Source organism: Phyllobacterium sp. T2-21 (assembly GCF_055378485.1).
In genome coordinates this window covers 112,106-131,376 of the sequence record NZ_AP027913.1, presented here as the reverse complement: position 1 = coordinate 131,376, position 19,271 = coordinate 112,106, and the positions used below count along the sequence as shown (strand labels likewise).

The 19,271-nt window shown below is 55.9% G+C and carries 18 protein-coding genes and 1 pseudogene; 10 read left to right on the top strand and 9 right to left on the bottom strand.

The window, feature by feature from the left end:
• Nucleotides 1-21: 21 nt before the first annotated feature.
• A complete protein-coding gene (locus ACZ5FP_RS18755) occupies nucleotides 22-960 on the bottom strand; it encodes an AraC family transcriptional regulator (protein ID WP_464664005.1) in 939 nt (312 codons plus the stop codon).
• A gap of 133 nt (nucleotides 961-1,093) precedes the next feature.
• Between ACZ5FP_RS18755 and ACZ5FP_RS18750 the strand changes: the two genes are divergently transcribed.
• Complete coding sequence (locus ACZ5FP_RS18750) at nucleotides 1,094-1,810, top strand: SDR family oxidoreductase (protein WP_464663537.1); 717 nt, start codon at nucleotides 1,094-1,096, stop codon at nucleotides 1,808-1,810.
• A gap of 76 nt (nucleotides 1,811-1,886) precedes the next feature.
• On the opposite strand, the gene ACZ5FP_RS18745 is transcribed toward ACZ5FP_RS18750, so the two are convergent.
• From ACZ5FP_RS18745 to ACZ5FP_RS18725, 5 genes are all read right to left on the bottom strand, one after another.
• Nucleotides 1,887-2,702, bottom strand: coding sequence for an SDR family NAD(P)-dependent oxidoreductase (locus tag ACZ5FP_RS18745; protein WP_464663535.1), 816 nt, complete (start codon nucleotides 2,700-2,702; stop codon nucleotides 1,887-1,889).
• Nucleotides 2,689-3,171: a MarR family winged helix-turn-helix transcriptional regulator gene (locus ACZ5FP_RS18740; protein ID WP_464663533.1), complete on the bottom strand. Its 483-nt coding sequence runs from the start codon at nucleotides 3,169-3,171 to the stop codon at nucleotides 2,689-2,691. Before ACZ5FP_RS18740 ends, ACZ5FP_RS18745 begins: the two co-directional genes overlap by 14 nt.
• Before the next feature lie 256 nt (nucleotides 3,172-3,427).
• Entirely contained in the window at nucleotides 3,428-6,166 is a 2,739-nt protein-coding gene (locus ACZ5FP_RS18735; protein WP_464663531.1) for an autotransporter outer membrane beta-barrel domain-containing protein, read from the bottom strand.
• 672 nt (nucleotides 6,167-6,838) lie between these two features.
• On the bottom strand, nucleotides 6,839-7,102 hold the full coding sequence (locus ACZ5FP_RS18730; protein WP_464663529.1) for an autotransporter domain-containing protein: 264 nt from the start codon (nucleotides 7,100-7,102) through the stop codon (nucleotides 6,839-6,841).
• 205 nt (nucleotides 7,103-7,307) lie between these two features.
• Nucleotides 7,308-8,354: a LacI family DNA-binding transcriptional regulator gene (locus ACZ5FP_RS18725; protein WP_464663527.1), complete on the bottom strand. Its 1,047-nt coding sequence runs from the start codon at nucleotides 8,352-8,354 to the stop codon at nucleotides 7,308-7,310.
• Nucleotides 8,355-8,555: 201 nt separating this feature from the next.
• Between ACZ5FP_RS18725 and ACZ5FP_RS18720 the strand changes: the two genes are divergently transcribed.
• The 7 genes from ACZ5FP_RS18720 to ACZ5FP_RS18690 all read left to right on the top strand — a co-directional run bounded on the left by ACZ5FP_RS18720 (nucleotide 8,556) and on the right by ACZ5FP_RS18690 (nucleotide 15,771).
• A complete protein-coding gene (locus ACZ5FP_RS18720; RefSeq protein WP_464663525.1) occupies nucleotides 8,556-9,581 on the top strand; it encodes an ABC transporter permease in 1,026 nt (341 codons plus the stop codon).
• 29 nt (nucleotides 9,582-9,610) lie between these two features.
• Nucleotides 9,611-10,621: a substrate-binding domain-containing protein gene (locus ACZ5FP_RS18715; protein ID WP_464663524.1), complete on the top strand. Its 1,011-nt coding sequence runs from the start codon at nucleotides 9,611-9,613 to the stop codon at nucleotides 10,619-10,621.
• Nucleotides 10,622-10,890: 269 nt separating this feature from the next.
• A complete protein-coding gene (locus tag ACZ5FP_RS18710) occupies nucleotides 10,891-12,456 on the top strand; it encodes a sugar ABC transporter ATP-binding protein (protein WP_464663523.1) in 1,566 nt (521 codons plus the stop codon).
• A complete protein-coding gene (locus tag ACZ5FP_RS18705; protein WP_464663521.1) occupies nucleotides 12,453-13,478 on the top strand; it encodes an ABC transporter permease in 1,026 nt (341 codons plus the stop codon). Before ACZ5FP_RS18710 ends, ACZ5FP_RS18705 begins: the two co-directional genes overlap by 4 nt.
• Nucleotides 13,479-13,501: 23 nt before the next feature.
• Nucleotides 13,502-14,503, top strand: a complete 1,002-nt coding sequence (locus ACZ5FP_RS18700) for a dihydroxyacetone kinase subunit DhaK (protein WP_464663519.1) — start codon at nucleotides 13,502-13,504, stop codon at nucleotides 14,501-14,503.
• A gap of 9 nt (nucleotides 14,504-14,512) precedes the next feature.
• Entirely contained in the window at nucleotides 14,513-15,157 is a 645-nt protein-coding gene (locus tag ACZ5FP_RS18695) for a dihydroxyacetone kinase family protein (protein WP_464663517.1), read from the top strand.
• Between the two features lie 20 nt (nucleotides 15,158-15,177).
• The gene (locus ACZ5FP_RS18690; protein WP_464663515.1) at nucleotides 15,178-15,771 is read left to right on the top strand and encodes a sensor histidine kinase; all 594 of its coding nucleotides are present in this window, start codon (nucleotides 15,178-15,180) and stop codon (nucleotides 15,769-15,771) included.
• Between the two features lie 72 nt (nucleotides 15,772-15,843).
• Here ACZ5FP_RS18690 and ACZ5FP_RS18685 read toward each other — a convergent pair whose 3' ends face one another.
• A complete protein-coding gene (locus ACZ5FP_RS18685; RefSeq protein WP_464663514.1) occupies nucleotides 15,844-16,161 on the bottom strand; it encodes a hypothetical protein in 318 nt (105 codons plus the stop codon).
• A gap of 66 nt (nucleotides 16,162-16,227) precedes the next feature.
• Here ACZ5FP_RS18685 and ACZ5FP_RS18680 point away from each other — a divergent pair, with 66 nt between their 5' ends.
• Complete coding sequence (locus ACZ5FP_RS18680) at nucleotides 16,228-16,578, top strand: hypothetical protein (RefSeq protein ID WP_464663512.1); 351 nt, start codon at nucleotides 16,228-16,230, stop codon at nucleotides 16,576-16,578.
• An 18-nt stretch (nucleotides 16,579-16,596) separates the two neighbouring features.
• Here ACZ5FP_RS18680 and ACZ5FP_RS18675 read toward each other — a convergent pair whose 3' ends face one another.
• Nucleotides 16,597-16,764: a hypothetical protein gene (locus tag ACZ5FP_RS18675; protein ID WP_464663511.1), complete on the bottom strand. Its 168-nt coding sequence runs from the start codon at nucleotides 16,762-16,764 to the stop codon at nucleotides 16,597-16,599.
• Nucleotides 16,765-16,865: 101 nt separating this feature from the next.
• Between ACZ5FP_RS18675 and ACZ5FP_RS18670 the strand changes: the two are divergent.
• Nucleotides 16,866-17,546, top strand: a pseudogene (locus ACZ5FP_RS18670) (NAD-dependent epimerase/dehydratase family protein).
• A 172-nt stretch (nucleotides 17,547-17,718) separates the two neighbouring features.
• On the opposite strand, the gene ACZ5FP_RS18665 reads toward ACZ5FP_RS18670, so the two are convergent.
• The gene (locus ACZ5FP_RS18665; RefSeq protein ID WP_464663509.1) at nucleotides 17,719-19,269 is read right to left on the bottom strand and encodes a L,D-transpeptidase family protein; all 1,551 of its coding nucleotides are present in this window, start codon (nucleotides 19,267-19,269) and stop codon (nucleotides 17,719-17,721) included.
• Nucleotides 19,270-19,271 lie beyond the last annotated feature (2 nt).

Here is a 19,271-nt window from a genome sequence, read left to right as displayed (position 1 = left end):
GAACCCTTTGAGGGTCGATGGTTAGCGTGCGGACCCGACGCTCGTTTGGGCGTCATCGGAAGCGTCCGGTGTCACGTGGGCAATGGTCTTCGCCCGAAGCCGGCTTGCATCGCGCGCCGGCGGTAGTCCGAATAGCCGCGCATATTCCCGGCTGAATTGGGACGCGCTTTCATAGCCAACGGCGAAGGCTATGCGAGCGGCGTCGCCCGGGGTCTCGAGCAACTGACGGCGCGCCTCGTACAAACGGAACCGTTTCTGATACTGGATCGGTGTCATTGTGGTTGCCGCCTTGAAATGACGATGGAACACCGAGACACTCATTCCTGTCATCCGCGCCAGATCCTCGACTTTGAACGGTTTGGTGAAGTGCTCGCGAATCCAGGCGAGCGCCCGCCGAACCTGGGACTGACGCCCATCAACCTGAGCGATCTGCCGCAGCTTCGCTCCTTGCGGTCCCTGCAACAGGCGGAACAGAATTTCCCGCTCGATCATAGGCGCCATGACGGGAATTTCATTTGGCCTATCGAGAAGCCGCAACATGCGCAGAAAGGCTTCGTCGAGCTGCGGATCGGTCGGGCTTACGCCGAGGCCGCACAGGAAATCCGGATCGCGCATCTCAGGCATGTCGATCAGAAGGTCGCTAATCCCACGGGAGTCAAAACTGAGCCCGACCCCGAGAAATGGTTTCTCGCGGCTCGCTTCGGATGTTCTGGCAATGACAGGGATCTCAATCGAGGCGACAAAGTAGCTGCCCGCACCGTATTGCAATATGTTCTCGCCGCAAGTGACCGCCTTGGCACCCTGCAGCACCAGGCACGTGACGAGCTCCGTCATACCTGCAGTCGGCCCAGTCGTCCGCTCTGCCCTCAGCAAACCGACACGCGGGATAGCCGTCAGCGTACTGTCGCCGCGCGCGTGCCTCTCTATCAGGAACTTCAGTTCCTCGCCTACATTTTCCATACTTTCTAGATCGCACCAGTCTCCGATACGCGCAAGGCCTTCGGCAGGATTAGGCAAGAGTTCAATAGAATTTGGCACGCCGCTGGAAGGCCGACCGCCCATATTGGGTGGGCAATCAGAATGGAGAACAATCATGTCGAAGAATGTGTTGATCACGGGTGCCAACAGGAGCATCGGCTATGAAACGGCACGCCAGTTGGGCGAACGGGGCTATCATGTCTGGCTCGGTGCGCGCGATGCCCGGCGCGGCGAAACAGCGGCGAAAGCCTTGCGCGCACTCGGCCACCACGTTCGCTTCATCGAGATCGCCGTCGAGGACGACATAAGCGTGAACGCCGCCGCGGCGCGCGTAGGCCAGGAAGATGGCAAACTCGACGTGCTCATCAACAATGCGGGCATATCCGGAGCATTCGTCGATCCGGCTGCTCAGAGCTTGGACGATATCCGCAACGTATACGAGATCAATGTTTTCGGGCCCATTCGAATGACTCAAACCTTCCTGCCTCTGCTCAAGGCCGCAGGTTCCGCCAGTGTGGTCAATGTCAGCAGCGAACTCGGTTCGCTCGGTGCCCTGACAGACCCGCAGAGCGAATTTTATGGCGTGAACAGCCTTGGCTATAACAGCTCGAAGACAGCGCTCAACGCAGTGACCGTATCGTTCTCCAAGGCCCTCGCTTCGTCCGGCATCAGAGTCAACAGCGCGGATCCGGGATACGCAAAGACGGATTTCAACAGCAACACAGGCTATCGGACAGTCGAGCAGGCCGCAGAGATCATCGTGCAGCTTGCGACTGCCGACGATGGTCAGACCGGGACCTTCATCAATGACGCGCGCACCCTACCCTGGTGAGCCTGACTTGATCGGCAGGGCGTAACGCCAGGCGTGCCCTGCCCTCACCATGGCTCCGCGGAAACGCGAAGCCGGTTTAACCCGCGAGAAAGCCGCCATCCGTGCAGAGGATATGGCCGACAACATAATCAGCCTCACTTGACAGCAGCCAGCAAACCGCCGCCGCAACTTCCTCGGGATGGCCCATGCGCCGCAGGGGCAGGCTGGCCGCGACCTGACGCATGTCCGCAATACCCGACGCCAGCATCATATCCGTCACCACGCGCCCCGGAGCGACGCCATTGATCCGCACGCCCTGCGGTGCATATTCCATGGCCGCCGAACGCGTCATGGAAATGGCGGCCGCTTTCGACGCAGAATATAGCGACAATCCAGGATTGGGATTACGTAGTCCGCTCACGCTTGTGTTGTTGACAATCGCCCCGCCACCAGAGGCCAGGAGCGTGGGTATTTGGTAGCGCATACAATGAAATATAGCCCGCACATTGGTGTCAAACACCCGGCTATAGACAGCATCCGTCTGGTCAGCCAGGGAAGCTCGCTTCTCCTGGAACCCGGCATTGTTGAAAACCGCGTCCAGCCTCCCGAAGCGTTGCAGAAGCGTTCCGACCAGGTGCTCTACCTCTGCCTCGCAGGCAACATCTGCAGCAACAAAGAGTGCCTCAGCGCCGATGGTCTCAAGTTCGGCAGCGACGTTTTGCCCGATAGCCTGCCTGCGACCCGCTATGACGACTGCCGATGCACCCTCGCGAGCCATTCGAAGCGCAGTAGCGCGGCCGATGCCAGTTGCACCTCCCGTGACCAGACATACTTTGCCTGCCAGCTTGCCACCCGGCCGCCATTGTGGAACGGGTCCTGCCAGAATCACCGGATCGACATCATTCAACGCCATGCTCTTTGTCTCCAGTCTTATTTTCTGTTCGGCTGGCCTGCAGGGCGCAGGCATAGGAATCCAAGCTCTCCGGCAAGTTACGACCCGCCCCGACGCCCATCCTCGTCAGCGCCTCCATCACCTGATGCCGTGCAAACGCATCGACCCGCTGCAGCGTCGATACCCCTTGCGGGGTAAGCGACAAGGGCTTTACACGCGCATCGTCATTGCTGATTTCCTCTGCCAATTCACCGGCTTTGACCAGCTTGCGTACCATTCTGCTCACCGTGGATTTTTCCAGGATGAGGACTGCACTGAGATCGGAAGCCGTCATGGACCCGCGTGCACCGATTTCAACCAACGCATGCACAGCAGAAGGCGGCAGATCAGTTGCCGCCAGTGTTGGCCGCAGGAAGCCAAGCTCCCGTACAAGTCGGCGAGAGGCATCGCGAATCCGGGCAATATGAGATTCATCGTTGTAAGCAGTCATACCGCGTCACCCAATATAGTTGCTCCATACAACTATATTGGAATTCTGCATCACTGAAAAGAGACCACATAATAGAAACTTGGCGTGAGCGCCTAAAAAGAGCCGACCCTTTGTCACCCGTTTCAAACAACGAGGCAATGCGGCCAACCAAATGCGTAATCACCGATCGCAAGCCATGGCAGAACGGGCAGCAATCGGTGGCCAGACCGTCTGAAACGGTCAGCACGAACCCTTCAAACAACGGGACATCACCCTGTCAGAACTTGAACGAAATATCCGCCTTGAACGCATTGTCCTGCGCCTTGCTGGCAAACTGTCCGGAATAAGAAATGCCAATCGTTGCCTGTGGTGAAAGCTTGAAATCGAGACCCGCTTCAAGCACCAGCGCGTCTTTGGTAATGGCGACGCCGGAAATATCAAAGGCAGTGCTACCGGTAAACGCAAGATTCGAATGGGATACGGTGTCACCGAACGCATGACGCCAACCCAGCATGCCACGCGCAGCCGTTGTTACATTGCCCAACATGAAGTCCGAAGAGGCCCTGACGCCCAGCGTCGTGAATGTAACATCCGTATCCGTCTTGCTGCCGATAAGAGCCGCTGCTCCGCCGGTTTCAGCAAAGGCGTCATGCTTGAAGTTCACATAGGCCAGATTGGCGAAAGGCTCAAAGGCAACGCGATTGGTATCAATTCGATAACCGAGCTCACCGAATACCTGTGCTGTGTGCGCATTGTATTGGGCAGATGTATCGTCTGAGAAACCGGGGAAGACGACCGACCGGCGGATATTGATATCGTGCCACGTATAGGTCGCACCTGCCCTAAAACCAAGATTACCCCATTGCGAGCCGCCATATACGCCGAGGTGATAATTGTCGCTGTCACCTGAAGAATTTCGATCATCCACTTTAAAGGAGGTGTGACTATACCCGGCAAGCAGACCAAGGCGCCAGTTGTCAGCGATTTGGGTATCTGCTCCGATCAGAAAGCCACCGGTCGTGCTCTCAAGACTCGCGGCGTGTCCGTTGCTATCGCCTGAACCCCAATTGCCGAACCCTGTGCCCCATACGCCAAATTGATCCGTCACCGAGGGTGCAAGTTTGGGACCGTCATCACCATAGGCCATAATCGGGACCGCTACCGCTGCGACACCGCTGAAAGAACCACGGATTCTATTGATTGCCGCATCTCGGATGAAGCGGCTATCTTCCAAAAGAACGGTTGTTGCAGAGGCATAAACTTCGCCGGACAGCGCATCAAAGGCTTTCCGTGCAGATGCTGCATCCAAGACGAGCAGTGTATTGTACAGCGCAAGTGCATTGCCGCTTTGCGGCAGAGTGTTAAGAGCGCCAGCAGTTGCTATTTGATGCGGAGTGGTGGCCGCTATGGGGAATGGACCTCCGCCCGTCGTTGAGGATTGCTTGACCGCTATAGTGAGATCGACAGCTTTTGCAGTGTTCGCGAGCGTTGCATCTAGAAAGGCGGAATTGGTCAAGACATTAGGATCGAATGTTCCGCCAACGCCGCCTTGCGCGGTGAGGATCCGATAGGTCTGGCCTGTGTGATAGCTCGTTGCGGGATCAAGCGCACGAACCGAAACCGCTCCACCCTGCAGCGTTGCAATCCCCGTTGCCGCGATGAGATCCGAAGTGCCGGCTGAGGTGATCTCCACGTTGTAGACCGAACCGTTGGCAACGGTTACATCTCCAGCAATGTTGAGCGTGCCGACCGAATTGCCGGGCGCAATCACACCACCTGAGGCAATTGCTGTGGTTCCGACTGTTCCTGTACCGGAAAGTGTACCGCTATTGAGCACCTGAACTGTTCCGATCAGAGTCCCGTTGACAGCAAGAATACCTGCCTGAACGGTTGTCCCCCCGGTATAAGCATTGTTTCCGGACAGGGTGAGTTTGCCCGTACCCGTCTTTACCAGAGATGCTCCGGTACCGCCGCCGGTACCCCCATCCTGAATAATGCCGGAGACGTCCGTCGATAGATTGTTCGCGCCGACTGTTAACGCAGTCCCGCCAAGGAAGAATCGGCCGCTACCTTCAAGAGAACCGGCCGTGTTTGTGGCAGGACCATTGGAAAAATCGACGAGCCCGGTACTGTTGGCAATCAACCGCGCATTGCCACCGGTGCTGTTCGTAAAGAAAACGGTTTGACCGCCAGCGTTGGAAGTAATTGTCGCGTTGCCAGCCGATCCGCTGTCATCAAAGAGCGTTCGACCACCGCTGTTGTTGGTGATGACAGCGCTTCCAGCTGAGCTGGTTCCGCGAATAAGTGTCAGACCGGTATTGTTGTTGGTGATCGTGGCATTGCCGGCAGTACTGGCGTCGAAGAATGTCACTCGTCCATTGTTGGCGTTGATCAGAGACGCACTACCAGCGGTGCTGGTGTCATCGAATTCGGTATTTCCTCCGTTGTTGGAAATATTGGCAGTGCCTGCAGTACTTGAATTGATGAAAGCGGTTGCACCACCAACGGTGTTCGTTATGACAGCATTGTCTGCTGTGCTGGTGTCACCGAATAACAATGCACCGCCATTGTTGGTTATGATGGCATGCCCAGCGACGCTGTTGCTGAAGAAATCAGTGCGGCCATCGACATTGTTGACAATGGAGGCATTGGCTGCCGCGCTCGTACCGAAGAAGAGGGTCTGTCCCCCATTGCCATTTGTAATGGTCGCGCTGCCCGCATTGCTGGCGCCGGAAAAGAGTGCCAGCCCGCCAAGGTTGGCAATATTTGCATTCTCGGCAGTACTGTCATTGGTGAAGTCCGTTTCGCCGCCAGTAAGGTTTGCAATGGTAGCCGTACCGCCTTGGCTTGTGTCCTGAAACGTTGTGAGATCGCCAGAATTGTTGACTATTGCGGTATTGCCGGCAGAACTGTTGCCCGAATATGTCGTATTGCCGGCGTAGGCAGTTCCAGCAAGCAGTGCCATTGTAAGCGCTGTCGATGCACATGTCGCTTTATACAGGGCCATGGCAGTCATTTCCCCCCTCGTTTTACACCGAGCGCAACTGGGCGAGTACGGGGTTATTTCACGATGTCCTGCCCCTCCGCCCGAATGTGCGGGCAACCTCACCTAGATCCTCGATCACATAATAAGAGCCGGCGACTCCCAAGATGCCGAGCCGCAATCCGTCCCAACACGCCCAACCGGGGGCGCATTCAGTACAACCGATCCATGCTCGTCACGTGTAGATGGATGATAGACTTAGTTGGCGGAATTCACGGACGCCCAGTTTCAAACTGCTACCTAGAATGGCTAATCACGGCCATCCCAATGGCGGGCCATTGCAGAAAGCTGGCACATTGCTTGGAAGACGAATGCGCCCAATGACTGAGATGGGCCGTTCAAGCCATATTGCTGGTTGCGTTGCCCGCACCGGTTCCCATACCAACGATTTGAACGATGATGCCTGATTGATTCAAGGGAGCTGTTGGACGTTTATTCAGCCTCTTTGTGCATCATCTGTTAGAACCTCACGTTGAAATCTGCCTTGAAGCCATGCTGACGGACGTCGGCGGCGATCCACCCCTGATAAGAGAGACCGAGGGTTGCTTGCGGGGGTAGCTTGAGATCAAGGCCAGCCTCAACGAGGGCAGCGTCGCGTGCGATGGGAACGCCGGCGACTGTAAAAGCATTGCCCGCCGAGAAAGCCTAGGTTGCGAGCGGGGTGGTGTCGCCATAGGCAGGCCGCCAGCCGAGCGTGCCACGTGCAGAGACGTTTTGTTCGCCCAGGTTGAGGCTGGTGGAGGCTCTCAGGCCCAGTGTCGTGAAGGCCGCGTTGGCTGTCCAGCCGTTGGCGTGAAGTGCCGGCGCACCGCCTTGCTCAGTATGGCAGAGTGCAAAGCTGTGGCGGGAGCGCCCGTCTGAAATCGAAGCTGTGCCGATTGTTGCCCACAATTGAGATTTCCGCGACATCGCCCGAGGAATTGGTTCGCCATATAGTCCGCGAGGGATGAACATATTCGCGGACAACCGGCCGGTCCTTGAAAACGGAAAAAAGCGAAGGAGAAAACGGGACTTGACCACGGCGCCAAACCCGAAACATACGTAAAAGGCAGGTCAAATCTCGGTGGAAATACCGGGGCAGTTCCTGGTGGAAATCAACACGACAACACCTTTGTTAAATCTTTGAAGCTGCAAAATCAGAATCGCTGGCTCTGACAACGAGATTGGCTCCAACCAATATCTTCACTGCTGGCTGCACCTCGGAACTATTGATCAGATCATCAAGTATTGTCACGGCAAGATTGCCGATCTTACGCTTGGACACATCAACCGTCGTTAGCATTGGCTCCATAGTCGCACTTTGGGGCAGATTATCAAAGCCGATGATCGAAACATCTTCCGGAATCCGGATGCCTTTACCCTTCAACGCTTTGATGAAGCCATAGGCGATGATATCGTTGGTACAGAAATAGCATTCCGCCAGATCCAGACCCGAATGCAACAGGGCGCATGTATCACGATAAGCGCCTTCATAGGTCGATTCAACCGAGAGAATATCGCGTTCCTGGACGCTCAGTTCCAGACGCTTCATATTTTTGAGAAATGCATCGCGACGGAGGCTAAAATTCGTCGTCTCGGTGTGGCTGGCAACGAACCCAATGCGCGAAAAGCCAAGTTGCTTGAAGCGAGACAAGACCTTGAAGACGGCATCTTCATTGTTCATGTCGACGAAATTGGCCTCTATGACCTCATAAAACGTATCGATGAATACAGTCGGCAGTCCCAATCCCTGAATCATGTGGATATCTGCAGCTGTCAACTCGGTTCCCAACGCAATCACCCCGCGGATCGGGGCGCCAGCCAGGGATTCAGCGACCGCGCTGATAGGCTGCCCCTCAAAGCTGACGACCTCGAGCGTATAGTTGCGGCGGGTCGCTTCGGACGACATGCCGTCGATGTAATCAGAAACAAACACGCTATGATCACGATTGACCGTTTCACCATGCTTGGCGATCTTCAAAAAGCGGATCGTCTCGCCTGCGCCTGTGCCGGCTTTGGCAGTGCGCGGCACATAGTTGAGCCTCGAAACCGACTCAAGAACACGCGCTCGCGTCTCGCCTGAAATCTCACCTTTGCCATTCAAAACTAGCGAAACGGTAGCGGGGGAAACGCCCGCATTCTCAGCAATATCCCTGACTGTAAAGGACTTTTTCTTCTTCATATTCTCCGCGCGACTATTCGGCATTAGGGGAAAAATGACAAGTCGTTTAGTAAACATAAACGCCGTGATTTAAAACGATTAGGGGAAATCCGTGCGTTAGGCAATCGAAATCCAACGATAACAGGCTTGACAGCCCACCATCTTCTGTTCAATGATTTAGTGAATAAAATATTTGTTTACTAAACATGGTAGGAGGAGACCATGCAGAAAACAAGCAACCAGCTTGCTATGCTTGTTGTCATCAATCTGGGATTGCTCGCCCTTGGCGCGTATATTTCCGTAGGATCGTTCCTTTCGCTGTTCAATCTCCAGTCCATGGCTGGTCAGGTTCCCGAAATCGGGCTTCTGGCCATCGGCGTGATGCTGGCGATGTGCGCCGGCAATGGCGGTATTGACCTGTCTGGCATTGCGCTGGCCAACCTTGCTGGCGTGCTCTCCGCAGTCATCGTCTCGATGTTCATCTCCAGTGCGGAGAACCAGCTTGGCTTCAGCCTCGCATTTATGGGGCTGGCGCTGGCAATTGGTCTTGCCGGTGGACTTATCAATGGAATCCTGATTGCGCGGTTCAATATCACGCCCATCCTCTGCACCCTTGGCACCCAGATGGCATTCATGGGGCTGGCTGTCGTGGTTTCAAGTGGTCGTGCGGTCATGGTGGGTAGCCCGGATCTGCTATCACGTATCGGCAACGACATGTTCCTCGCGGTTCCGATCAGCTTCCTGATTTTCATAGCGGTCGCATTGCTGATTGCAGCCGTGGTGCGCTTTACGCCTTACGGCTACTGGTTGATGCTGATGGGGACGAACCCGAAGGCCGCAGTTTTTGCAGGCTTTCCACGCAGCGGCGTGCTGATTGCCACCTATGCAACCAGCGGCCTGCTGGCAGGCTTTGCAGGCATCATCATTGCTGCGCGCAACGTCAACGTAAAGTTCGACTATGGCAGCTCGTACCTTCTGGTCGCAATTCTCATCGCCGTCATGGCGGGTGTGAAGCCCGAAGGTGGTTATGGGCGTGTCATCTGCGTGGTGCTGAGCGCTATTGCATTGCAGCTCATGTCCAGCCTGCTCAATTTCGGCGGCCTTTCCAATTTTGTACGCGACTTCGCGTGGGGCCTGCTGCTGCTCGCTTTCCTCGCTGTCGCCAAATACGACATCGCAGGATTTTTCACCCTCGGCAATCGCCACAGGGGAACCATCGGTGCCCAACCCTCAGGCACCAGAACATAACACTGGGGGCTGTAAGTGTGGAGGAAATCATGAAAGCAATAACGAAGAAACTACTCGCCGGCACGCTCATTGGCGCAGCAACGATCGCGGGCAGCGCTGGCACACTGGTCGCGCAGGAAAAGCCTGTTATCGCAACGGTCGTCAAGATCAGCGGCATTCCATGGTTTGACCGCATGAATACGGGTGTCGAAGCCTATCAGAAAGCAAATCCCGACGTGGTTGCAACGCAGAGCGGCCCTGCCACGGCCGACGCAGCGCAGCAGCTCCAGATCGTGCAGGACCTCGTCGCCAAGGGCGTCAACGCGCTTGCGGTCGTTCCCATGGACCCGGCTGTTCTCGAAGGTACGTTCAAGCGCGCCATCGAACGCGGCATCGTTGTTGTGACTCATGAAGCCGACAACCAGATCAACACGATGGCCGACGTTGAAGCCTTCGACAATGCTGATTACGGCACAGCGCTGAACGAACGTCTTGCAGAGTGCATGGGCAAGGCTGGCAAGTGGACAACGTTCGTTGGTTCGCTGGGCAGCCGCACACATATGCAGTGGGTTGGCTCGGCAGAAAAAAATGCCAAGAAATATGCTGACATGCAGCTCGTCGATCCAAACAACGAATCCTTCGACGATGCCAATGGCACCTATGAAAAGGCCAAGGAAATCCTGCGCAAGCATCCTGACCTCAAGGGCTTCCAGACTTCTGCCGGCAACGACGTACTCGGCGTCGGCCGTGCAATCGATGAAGCCGGTCTGAGTGGTAAGGTTTGCCTGGTCGGCACCGGCCTGCCAAATCCGTCGGCCGATCTTCTGGAATCCGGTGCCATCACGGCCATCGGCTTCTGGGATCCGCAGAAAGCTGGCATGGCGATGAATGCAGTCGCAAAGCTTCTGCTTAAAAAGCAGGACGTCAAGGACGGCACCGATCTTGGCGTTGAGGGCTATAACAGCGTCAGCGTGAAGAAGGGTGCTGGCGAAGGCCTTCTTGTGGTCGGTAATGGCATGGTTGTCGCGGATAAGAGCACCTACAAGAAGCATCTTTTCTAGGCGTTCTCACGCAGGCTGCCGGCCTATGCTGCGAGGACATCGTTCAGCCTCGTAGCATGGCGTCAAAAGCTTGGATGCTTTCTGAACGCGGAAAGCATCCAAGTACCTGAACCGGGCTGATTTGTCATTTCAAACCCACGATTTAGAGCGCATCCCGAAAAGGGTGAAATGTTTCCGGAAAACATGCGCGGCAAATAAAAATCCAACCGGTCCGACAGCTGGCGCCAATCGCAATGTTGCGTGTTGGTACGGCAACAAAGGAATTCAACGTGTCGACTACGACGAACAATAGGGCGAACAACGACCTGTCGGCGGAACGTTTCCTCGAACTGCGCAACATCCACAAGCGGTTTGGTGGCGTCCACGCGTTGCGTGGCATTGATCTGACGATTGATCTTGGCAAGGCCTATCATCTCTTGGGCGAAAATGGCTGCGGCAAGAGTACCGTCATCAAGATCATGTCTGGCGCCCACGCGCCAAGCGAAGGCGAGATTATTCTTGGCGGCAAAACCTATACATCGCTGAACCCGATCCAGTCTCTGGCCGCTGGTATTGAGACTGTCTACCAGGACTTGTCGCTCATTCCCAATCTGACCGTCGCTGAAAACGTGGCGCTGAATGAGCAGCTCGTTGAAGGCAATGGCAAATTGTTTCGCAGTGTCAAGCTTTCGCAACTCCGTCAGACGGCAGAACGGGCGCTGAGCACGGCTGGTCTGCCAACCGACAAAGCTTTCCTGAACACCATCGTATCCGAACTCCCGCTTGCAGTGCGCCAGCTCGTTGCCATTTCGCGCGCCATCGCGACACGCGCCAAGCTTGTCATCATGGATGAGCCGACGACATCGCTGACACGCCGCGAAGTGGACAATCTCATTGCAGTCGTCGAACATCTGCGCACTGAGCGCGTTGCTGTGCTTTTCGTGACGCACAAGCTCGATGAATGCTACCGCATCGGCGGTAACGCAGTCGTATTCCGCGATGGCCAGTGCGTGGCACAGGGACCAATCGAGAATTACACCAAGAAACAACTCTCCGAACTGATGATCGGCAGAGCAATTGATGCCGAACGCTATCGCACGGCCAAGCCCGGCGAAGCAGAACTGCTGAAACTTGAAGACCTAACGGCACGGGGCTTCAAAGACGTCGGATTTGCACTGCGCAAGGGTGAAATCCTCGGCATCACGGGGCTTGCCGACTCCGGGCGCAATGAACTTGCCATGGCAATCACCGGCGTCTCTCCGGCAGATTCCGGCTCGATCAGCCTCGAGGGCCGTAGAGTTGCAGTCAAAAGCCCGGCGGACGCTATTGAGATGGGCATCGGCTATGTTCCGGAAGACCGACTTGCGGAAGGCCTGTTTCTCGACAAGTCGATTTTTGAGAACGAAATCGCATTGATCTTCAGAAGACTCAGCAACAGCCTGGGCATTGTCGATCAGAAGCAAGGGCGAACCATCGCAACTTCGCTGATGAAGGAAATGCGGCTCAACACAACAAATCTCGACCTGCCGGTGGGCGCACTTTCGGGTGGAAACCAGCAACGCGTTCTGATCGGCCGGTGGCTGAGCATCGGGCCGAAACTGCTGGTACTGCATGGCCCGACCGTCGGTGTCGACGTGGGATCCAAGGATACAATTTATCGCGCAATTCAGGCCTTGGCGGAAGCCGGTATGGGGCTGATCATTGTCAGCGATGATCTGCCCGAGCTCCTGCAGAATGCCGACCGCATCCTCGTCATGAACTCGGAAAACGTTGTTGCCGAGTTCGATGCGTCACAGGCAACCGAAGACCAGCTCTATCAAGCCATGATGTCGCCGCAGAAGGAATATGCCCAATGAGTGCGCCGCAATATCATCAAGATCTGGGCCGCGCCCACGCCTTCAAGCCGGGTGAGTTCATTCGCAGACACCCGGAATCCATCACATTCTTTCTGCTCGTCGCGATCTGCACGCTTGTTTCCGTCGCCAACCCAGCCTTCCTACAGGCGTCGACGCTCATCGATATTGGTCGCGCCAGTGTTGTGATGGGCCTCTTTGCACTGGGTGTTTTCATCATTCTTGCAGCCGGCGGCATTGATGTTTCGTTCACCGCGATTGCGGCCTGCACGGTCTATTCATTGACTCTGCTGGTGCAAGCCTACATGCCGGAACTGCCGATTATCGTCATCATTTTGATGGCGATTGCGGGCGGCGTTTTCCTTGGCGTTCTCAATGGTTTGCTGGTGCATTATCTCGACGTGCCATCCCTGATCGTCACCATCGGCACCCAGTATCTTTTCCGCGGCTTCCTGCTGGCTTTTGTCGGCACGGTCTGGATCATGTCACTGCCGCCGACAATGGGCGCTTTCGGTCGCCTGCCACTGTTCCAGTTTAAATCTGCAACGAGCGCCACCATCACCATGCCGTTCTATTTCCTGGTGCTACCCGCTGCCGCCATTCTGACATGGTGGATTTTAAACCGCACACTGATGGGACGCGCCATTTTCGCGATGGGTGGCAATAGCCAGATCGCCAGCCGTCTCGGATATAATCTGCGCACTATCCGTATCTTCCTATTCGGCTATGCAGGTGGTCTGGCCGGACTTGCAGGCATCATCCATGTCTGCGCCAACCGCCAGTCCAGCCCGTTCGACTTTGTCGGAACCGAAATCAGTGTCATTGCAGCCGTGGTTCTCGGCGGTGCGCGTATCACAGGCGGCACCGGCACCGTGTTCGGCACTCTCCTTGGCGTGCTGCTCATTGTCGTCATCAACAGTGTTCTGGTGCTCGTCGGCATTCCCAGTACGTGGCAGCGTCTCGTCGTCGGCTGCTTCATCCTGCTGGCCGCTGCCTTCTTCGTCACCCGCCAACGCAAGAAATAACCCGATACTCTCAAGAGGAAATCATGAAGAAATTCCTGAACGATCCCGTCAATTTCGTGGATGAGATGCTTGAAGGCATCTATCGAGCGCATCCAGAACTCACCTATGTCGATAATGACAAGCGTTGCATGGTCACGGCCAACACGAAATCCGGCAAGGTTGGCATTGCAACCGGCGGCGGTTCCGGCCATCTGCCGCTGTTTCTTGGCTACATCGGCGAAGGCATGATCGATGGCGCAGCCGTCGGCGGCGTCTTCCAGTCGCCAAGCTCGGAGCAGATGTATCAAGTGACAAAAGCCATCGATCAGGGCGCCGGCGTCCTTTACATCTACGGCAATTACAGCGGCGACCTTATCAATTTCGATATGGCTGCGGAACTCGCCGACCTCGATGGCATCGCGGTCAAGCAGGTGGTCGGCAATGACGACGTGGCGTCCTCGGTCGTCGGGGAAGAACACAAGCGCCGCGGCGTTGCCGGTATCTTCTTTGTCTACAAGGCAGCCGGCGCAGCTGCTGCCAATCGTCTGTCGCTTGACGAAGTGACGCGCCTCGCCGACAAGGCACGTCTGCGCACACGCACCATGGGTGTTGCCCTTTCGAGCTGTGTCGTACCGGAAATCGGTCATGCAACCTTCTCGATTGGTGAAGACGAAATGGAAATCGGCATGGGCATCCATGGCGAACCGGGAATCAGCCGCAAAAAACTGGCAAGCGCTGATGCCGTTGTCGACGAGCTGATGGAGCGCATTTTCGCCGAACAGGCGTATGCAAACGGCGATGAAGTCGCTGTTCTGGTCAACGGTCTAGGCGGCACGCCGCTCGAAGAACTCTACATCATGTTCCGTCGTGTTTCGCAGCTCTTTGGCGAACGTGACGTCAAGGTCAAACACGTCTGGATCGGCGAGTTTGCCACCTCGATGGAAATGGCTGGTGCTTCGGTTTCCGTTCTGCATCTTGATGAAGAGCTGGAACCTTTGATTGCCGCCTCGGCAAATACGCCGTTCTTCAAGCATTTTGCAGGTTGAGGTCAGGTTATGAACGTCATTACAGCATCAGACCTGATCAATCTGTTCGATAACTGGAAGCAGCTCTTTGCCGAGCAGCGCGAGTTCCTCATTGCACTTGACGGCAAGGTCGGCGACAGCGATCTCGGCATCACCATGAGCAAGGCCTTTGCCGCCGCTGCCGAAGTGGCCCACGCTGAAGGCGACGCTGCCGGTATCGCAAAATTGCTTCGCACCGCCGGTGCCGCCATGGCCCGCGTTGCGCCATCGACAATGGGCACGCTGACCGCAACCGGCTTTCTGCGTGCGAGCAAAGCCTGCGAAGACGTGAGCGAACTGGGCGCAGGGGAAATAGCTGCTTTCTGGCGGGCATATCGCGATGGCATTGCCGAACGCGGCAAAGCGAAAGTCGGAGACAAGACCCTTCTCGACGTGCTTGACCCGATTGCAGTCACGCTCGAAAGTCAGGCCGCTGCTGGCGCCTCACTGGCTGAGGCGCTTTCAGCAGCATCCAAAGCCGCCGAAGATGCTCTCGAAGCAACCAAATCGATGGTCGCCCAGCACGGTAAGGCTGCAGCCTTTCAGGAAAAGACAGTCGGCCTTCAGGATGCAGGCGCTACAGTCGGCGTTTTGCTAATCAAGAGCATGGCGGCTTTCGTATTGCCCAACGCTTAATCGCATATATAATTGTTAAATTGGGCCCGAACCTCATCGAGGTGCGGGCTTTCGATTCTGTCGCACATTGGAACGGCCCGCACTATAATTGTGGCTCGCTCGCTTCGACATTTTCAGCCCCGGCTGCGCCGTGCCTGGATATCGAACGGCACGGTGTCTCTCTCGCCCGGCACCTTGCGGAGCCATCACCTGTTGCCAACATCAACAAAACAGAACTTGAGCAGGTGATCTACAACCTTCTTCGCAATGCACTTGACGCGCTGCACCTGTCGGAGCAGATGAACAAGCGTATCACGATTGAAACGCGCGCGGAGCCAAACGAATCCGTCATTCGCGCATCGGACAACGGACCCGGTCTGGGTGATGATACCCTTTCGCAACTGTTTCAACGCTTCTTCACCACCAAGAGCGGCGGCATGGGATTGGGCCTTTCCCTGTGCCAAAGGATCATGCTGCGTGCCAGCGGAGTACTCACGGCTGCAAACAATGACGGCGCCGCCTTCACGATCAAGCTACCGAGGACGGAAGCGGTTAGGCAAAGTTTAATGACAATGGACGAGGTCTTTGCTGTCAGTGATCGCCATATCGATCAACAATGCGTTCAAATAGCCTGACGGGACCTGTTTTTGAAACAGATCAATCATCTACCTCCCTAACGAACTTGCCATTGGATTTGGCGGCAACCCTTACGTCTCCAACCCAGAAGTTCCAGGCCTTTGCTCCCAGGAACTCCCAGCTGCAAGAATGCAGCTCTTGCCCGAGACATCTGTGATGACGATGGTCCATGTGGCCCCATGGGGAGAAAGAAACAGCTCAAGGATCGCTTTATCTCCAATCAGACCGAAAGCCCCTTGAAGTTCTTGGAACTCATTCTTCAAATATTCGGCAATCAGAGCATGCTTTGCGCAGACGATTTCCTGCGTGTTGGCAGCCGTGCCGCTTGCGGCAACCAATGCTGCCGCAAGCATGGATATCATAGTCCTATGGATGTAAATGCGCTTCATAACGCACCTCCTTGGCCGAATCCGATCCGGCAACAGGCGCGTTGTTGCGCTCAGTATACCGGAAGGATGACAGCCCGTCGCTTCATACGCACCGTCTCGCTCCTTTCTGCGTTTCGGTTCCTGTCCGTGGAACCAGCAAGCGCTGATTTCACTTATGAATCACGTGGGGATTTTTCATCCGAACTTCAAGCCGAGAGCCCCAGCATCAATGCCGCAGCCCCATTTTTGTGCAAACAACCTGACAGCACCCGGCGAGTGTTATCCCATTGTTTTTGTTTTAGCGGGGCGGCGATATTGATCATAGGCATCAGCCAGTTCATCGCCGATTACAACAACAACCGTTTTCCGCCTGAGATCATTGCTTGGCCTTTGAGGGAGGTTTGGCGTCTTTTGATAAGCCTGATCGCTTACTCATAAGCAATCCCTATACCGAGTTCATGCCTTGTCGATCCGAAACAGTCCGGTTGAAGGAACAATGCATATCCCGCCGCCGAGAATGTCCACGCGTGACGCGTTGCTGGCTGGCCAGTCCTCTCTGTCAGCCTGCACTAACACCAAAGCTGGATCACCAAAGGCGCAGGCCACGAACAATTCTTCAACCATGCGAAAGCTTAATGGAAGGGGAAGTATATCGCTACCGCCATCAGCGTGCTCCGGACGGCGACCGAGCGGCTCGATAATTTTTCACAAAAGGGAAGCGAAGCATGACGATTCTTGTGACCGGTGCGACCGGCCTTGTAGGAACGCGGCTTCTATCGCGCCTCGCGGAGGCAGGCATGGATTGTCGCGCGCTCGTACGCAGCGGCAGAAACCTTCCTGCCGGCGTGACCGCCGTGGAGGGCGACCTCTTTGACCCTGCGTCGCTCGTGCGGGCGGTGCGGGACGTCTCGGCGATCATCCATTTCGCCGCAGTTTTCCGCTCGCCCGACACCGACCTGATCTGGAAGAGCAACCTCGAAGGCACGCGCAACCTCATTGCCGCGACGAAGGCTCATGCGTCCGGAGCGCGTTTCATCATGTCGAGTACGAGCAACGTCTATAATACGGACAACGCGCACCCCGGTCGGGAGGGTGATGCCCGAGGCAGCGATCAATGCCAAATGGTATCCGGCTCAAAAGATGAGCATGATCCATCATCGCGACATTGCCACGGCCATGACCCTCGCCCTGACCGGGGCAATGGACGGGCGTGTTGTCAATATCACTGACGATGCGCCGACCCCGATCTATGAACTCGTCAAGCTGGCCGGCGAAACGATGGATCCATCGTCCGAACCGCTAGCGAACCCTTGGTACCTCCACATGAATGGTTCGCTTGCCCGTAGTCTCGGCTCCAGCCGACTGTGAGAACCATATTTCAGGCCGTGCAGGAGAGGCTGCTGTGACGCGGCTCCGGCGGCTGGGCTAAAACGTCAATGTCCACAGCGCTAGATGGAGAGCCTCAACAGTTTGTCCCGGGCAGACCGAGTCTGCCCAAGGCACTGCAACTTACGAATGGCCGCATAATCCCGCAAAAATCAGAACGCCAGATCGGAAACTCCCGTCTCGATCATCCCGCTAGTTTTGCAGGCGCTCGCTCGGTTTGCAAAGGAAGCAAAGCTCGCTGTGCAATGGCGCCGTTAGCCCGGCGAAAATGATCGCCCCATCATAGGGCATCAAAATCTCGCTGCCATCGGCACGTCTTCCGATGAGTTCACCTTTGTTCACTGGTTCGCCAGCGGCAAATTGTTTTACCAGATGATCCTCGTCATGATCGGCGAGAATGGCATCGCAAATTTCCAGCACACGTGGTGTTTGGGCTTGTGGCCGCGCATCCGCAATCAGACCAAGAGACGCCATGCCATTGACGACGCAGTCATAACCAACCTGTGGCCCCTTCGGGTCTAGATGCTGGCCGCATTCAACAGTAACCCCATAGCCGCCGGCAAAGCGCATAAACTCAGTTGTGCCTATCCCATGCAGTGACGACAGGCCTTCGGTTACGCCTGCATCGCGTTTTTGCTTTAGTGCTTTTTCATGCGCAGGCAGCCAGCCATGCACAACCAGCGGAAGATCAAGTGCTTTCGCCAGTGTATTCTCTGCCGCTTCATGGGCAAAAGGCTCAAGCGATCCGTTATTATCCCGTGGACCTATCAGTGCGAAAGCTTCGCCTTCCGAGCTGAAAGAATGCAAATCAATCAACACATCATGGGCACGGAGCAGAGGGCACATGATGTTGGCCACGCGATCTTCATTGTCCTGCGGCATGGCACTTTCCGCAAGATTGCGATTAAAATTGCGGTCTCCGATACGGGTATTCTTGCGGAAGGCAAGCCCGTTGACCACCGGCACAAAAGTAACTTTGCCGCATTCCAGTTCTCTTTGACCTGTACGAAACTCACTGATCAAACGGCCGATCGCATAAGGGCCGGCTGGCTCGTTGCCATGGACAGAACCCGTGACAATCAGACGAGGGCCAGGTTTCATGCCGTGAAACGTAACGCTCTCAATGGATTTTGGCGGCGCGCTGACAAAGGGTGCGAGCGGCGTCACCGGATCATCAATTGACGTGATGTCAACGACCATGCCGGGGCGCAGACGCCGTGCCAGTTCCATCAAATGCTCATGCGCGACGACCACGCAGCCGGATGTGCCGCTGTAATCCGGCCGCGCCGTGTGCATGAAAATGGCTGAGCCGCCGCGAGCGTCAGGCAGTGCGTCGTTCCAGCCGACAGGTATGATCAGATCAAACAATCTTTCGCCGCGGCGTGAAGCTTGTGTTTCATCCGTTTCGAACACCAGCTGATTATAGAAGGGGCTGTCGGCATCTTCTATCCAGCGGTAATTTTCAGGCTTGGGCAAAAACGGAAAATCGAAGCTACGAGGCTCGTCACCGAAAACCGTCGGATCATAAAAGCCATAGCGCAAAGGATGACGGCCACGCGGCGTTTTACCGTCGCCTTCGCGTTTCAACTGCGGATCCACCAGCCCGTTACGGCCAATGGCGCATTTGACGGTCCAGTCACCTATGGTCAGCTGACCAATATGCGGAGTTTGCGGGTCATACCCTGTGCGCACAACAATTGTGGGCTGTTCGAGTGTTCCGACCATAAACGGGTTTTGACTCATGG

Coding starts and splice junctions, on each gene's coding strand:
- ACZ5FP_RS18755 (WP_464664005.1), bottom strand. CDS start 960: ATGGAAAATGTAGGCGAGGAACTGAAGTTCCTGATAGAGAGGCACGCG.
- ACZ5FP_RS18750 (WP_464663537.1), top strand. CDS start 1,094: ATGTCGAAGAATGTGTTGATCACGGGTGCCAACAGGAGCATCGGCTAT.
- ACZ5FP_RS18745 (WP_464663535.1), bottom strand. CDS start 2,702: ATGGCGTTGAATGATGTCGATCCGGTGATTCTGGCAGGACCCGTTCCA.
- ACZ5FP_RS18740 (WP_464663533.1), bottom strand. CDS start 3,171: ATGACTGCTTACAACGATGAATCTCATATTGCCCGGATTCGCGATGCC.
- ACZ5FP_RS18735 (WP_464663531.1), bottom strand. CDS start 6,166: ATGACTGCCATGGCCCTGTATAAAGCGACATGTGCATCGACAGCGCTT.
- ACZ5FP_RS18730 (WP_464663529.1), bottom strand. CDS start 7,102: ATGTCGCGGAAATCTCAATTGTGGGCAACAATCGGCACAGCTTCGATT.
- ACZ5FP_RS18725 (WP_464663527.1), bottom strand. CDS start 8,354: ATGAAGAAGAAAAAGTCCTTTACAGTCAGGGATATTGCTGAGAATGCG.
- ACZ5FP_RS18720 (WP_464663525.1), top strand. CDS start 8,556: ATGCAGAAAACAAGCAACCAGCTTGCTATGCTTGTTGTCATCAATCTG.
- ACZ5FP_RS18715 (WP_464663524.1), top strand. CDS start 9,611: ATGAAAGCAATAACGAAGAAACTACTCGCCGGCACGCTCATTGGCGCA.
- ACZ5FP_RS18705 (WP_464663521.1), top strand. CDS start 12,453: ATGAGTGCGCCGCAATATCATCAAGATCTGGGCCGCGCCCACGCCTTC.
- ACZ5FP_RS18700 (WP_464663519.1), top strand. CDS start 13,502: ATGAAGAAATTCCTGAACGATCCCGTCAATTTCGTGGATGAGATGCTT.
- ACZ5FP_RS18695 (WP_464663517.1), top strand. CDS start 14,513: ATGAACGTCATTACAGCATCAGACCTGATCAATCTGTTCGATAACTGG.
- ACZ5FP_RS18685 (WP_464663514.1), bottom strand. CDS start 16,161: ATGAAGCGCATTTACATCCATAGGACTATGATATCCATGCTTGCGGCA.
- ACZ5FP_RS18680 (WP_464663512.1), top strand. CDS start 16,228: ATGACAGCCCGTCGCTTCATACGCACCGTCTCGCTCCTTTCTGCGTTT.
- ACZ5FP_RS18675 (WP_464663511.1), bottom strand. CDS start 16,764: ATGGTTGAAGAATTGTTCGTGGCCTGCGCCTTTGGTGATCCAGCTTTG.
- ACZ5FP_RS18665 (WP_464663509.1), bottom strand. CDS start 19,269: ATGAGTCAAAACCCGTTTATGGTCGGAACACTCGAACAGCCCACAATT.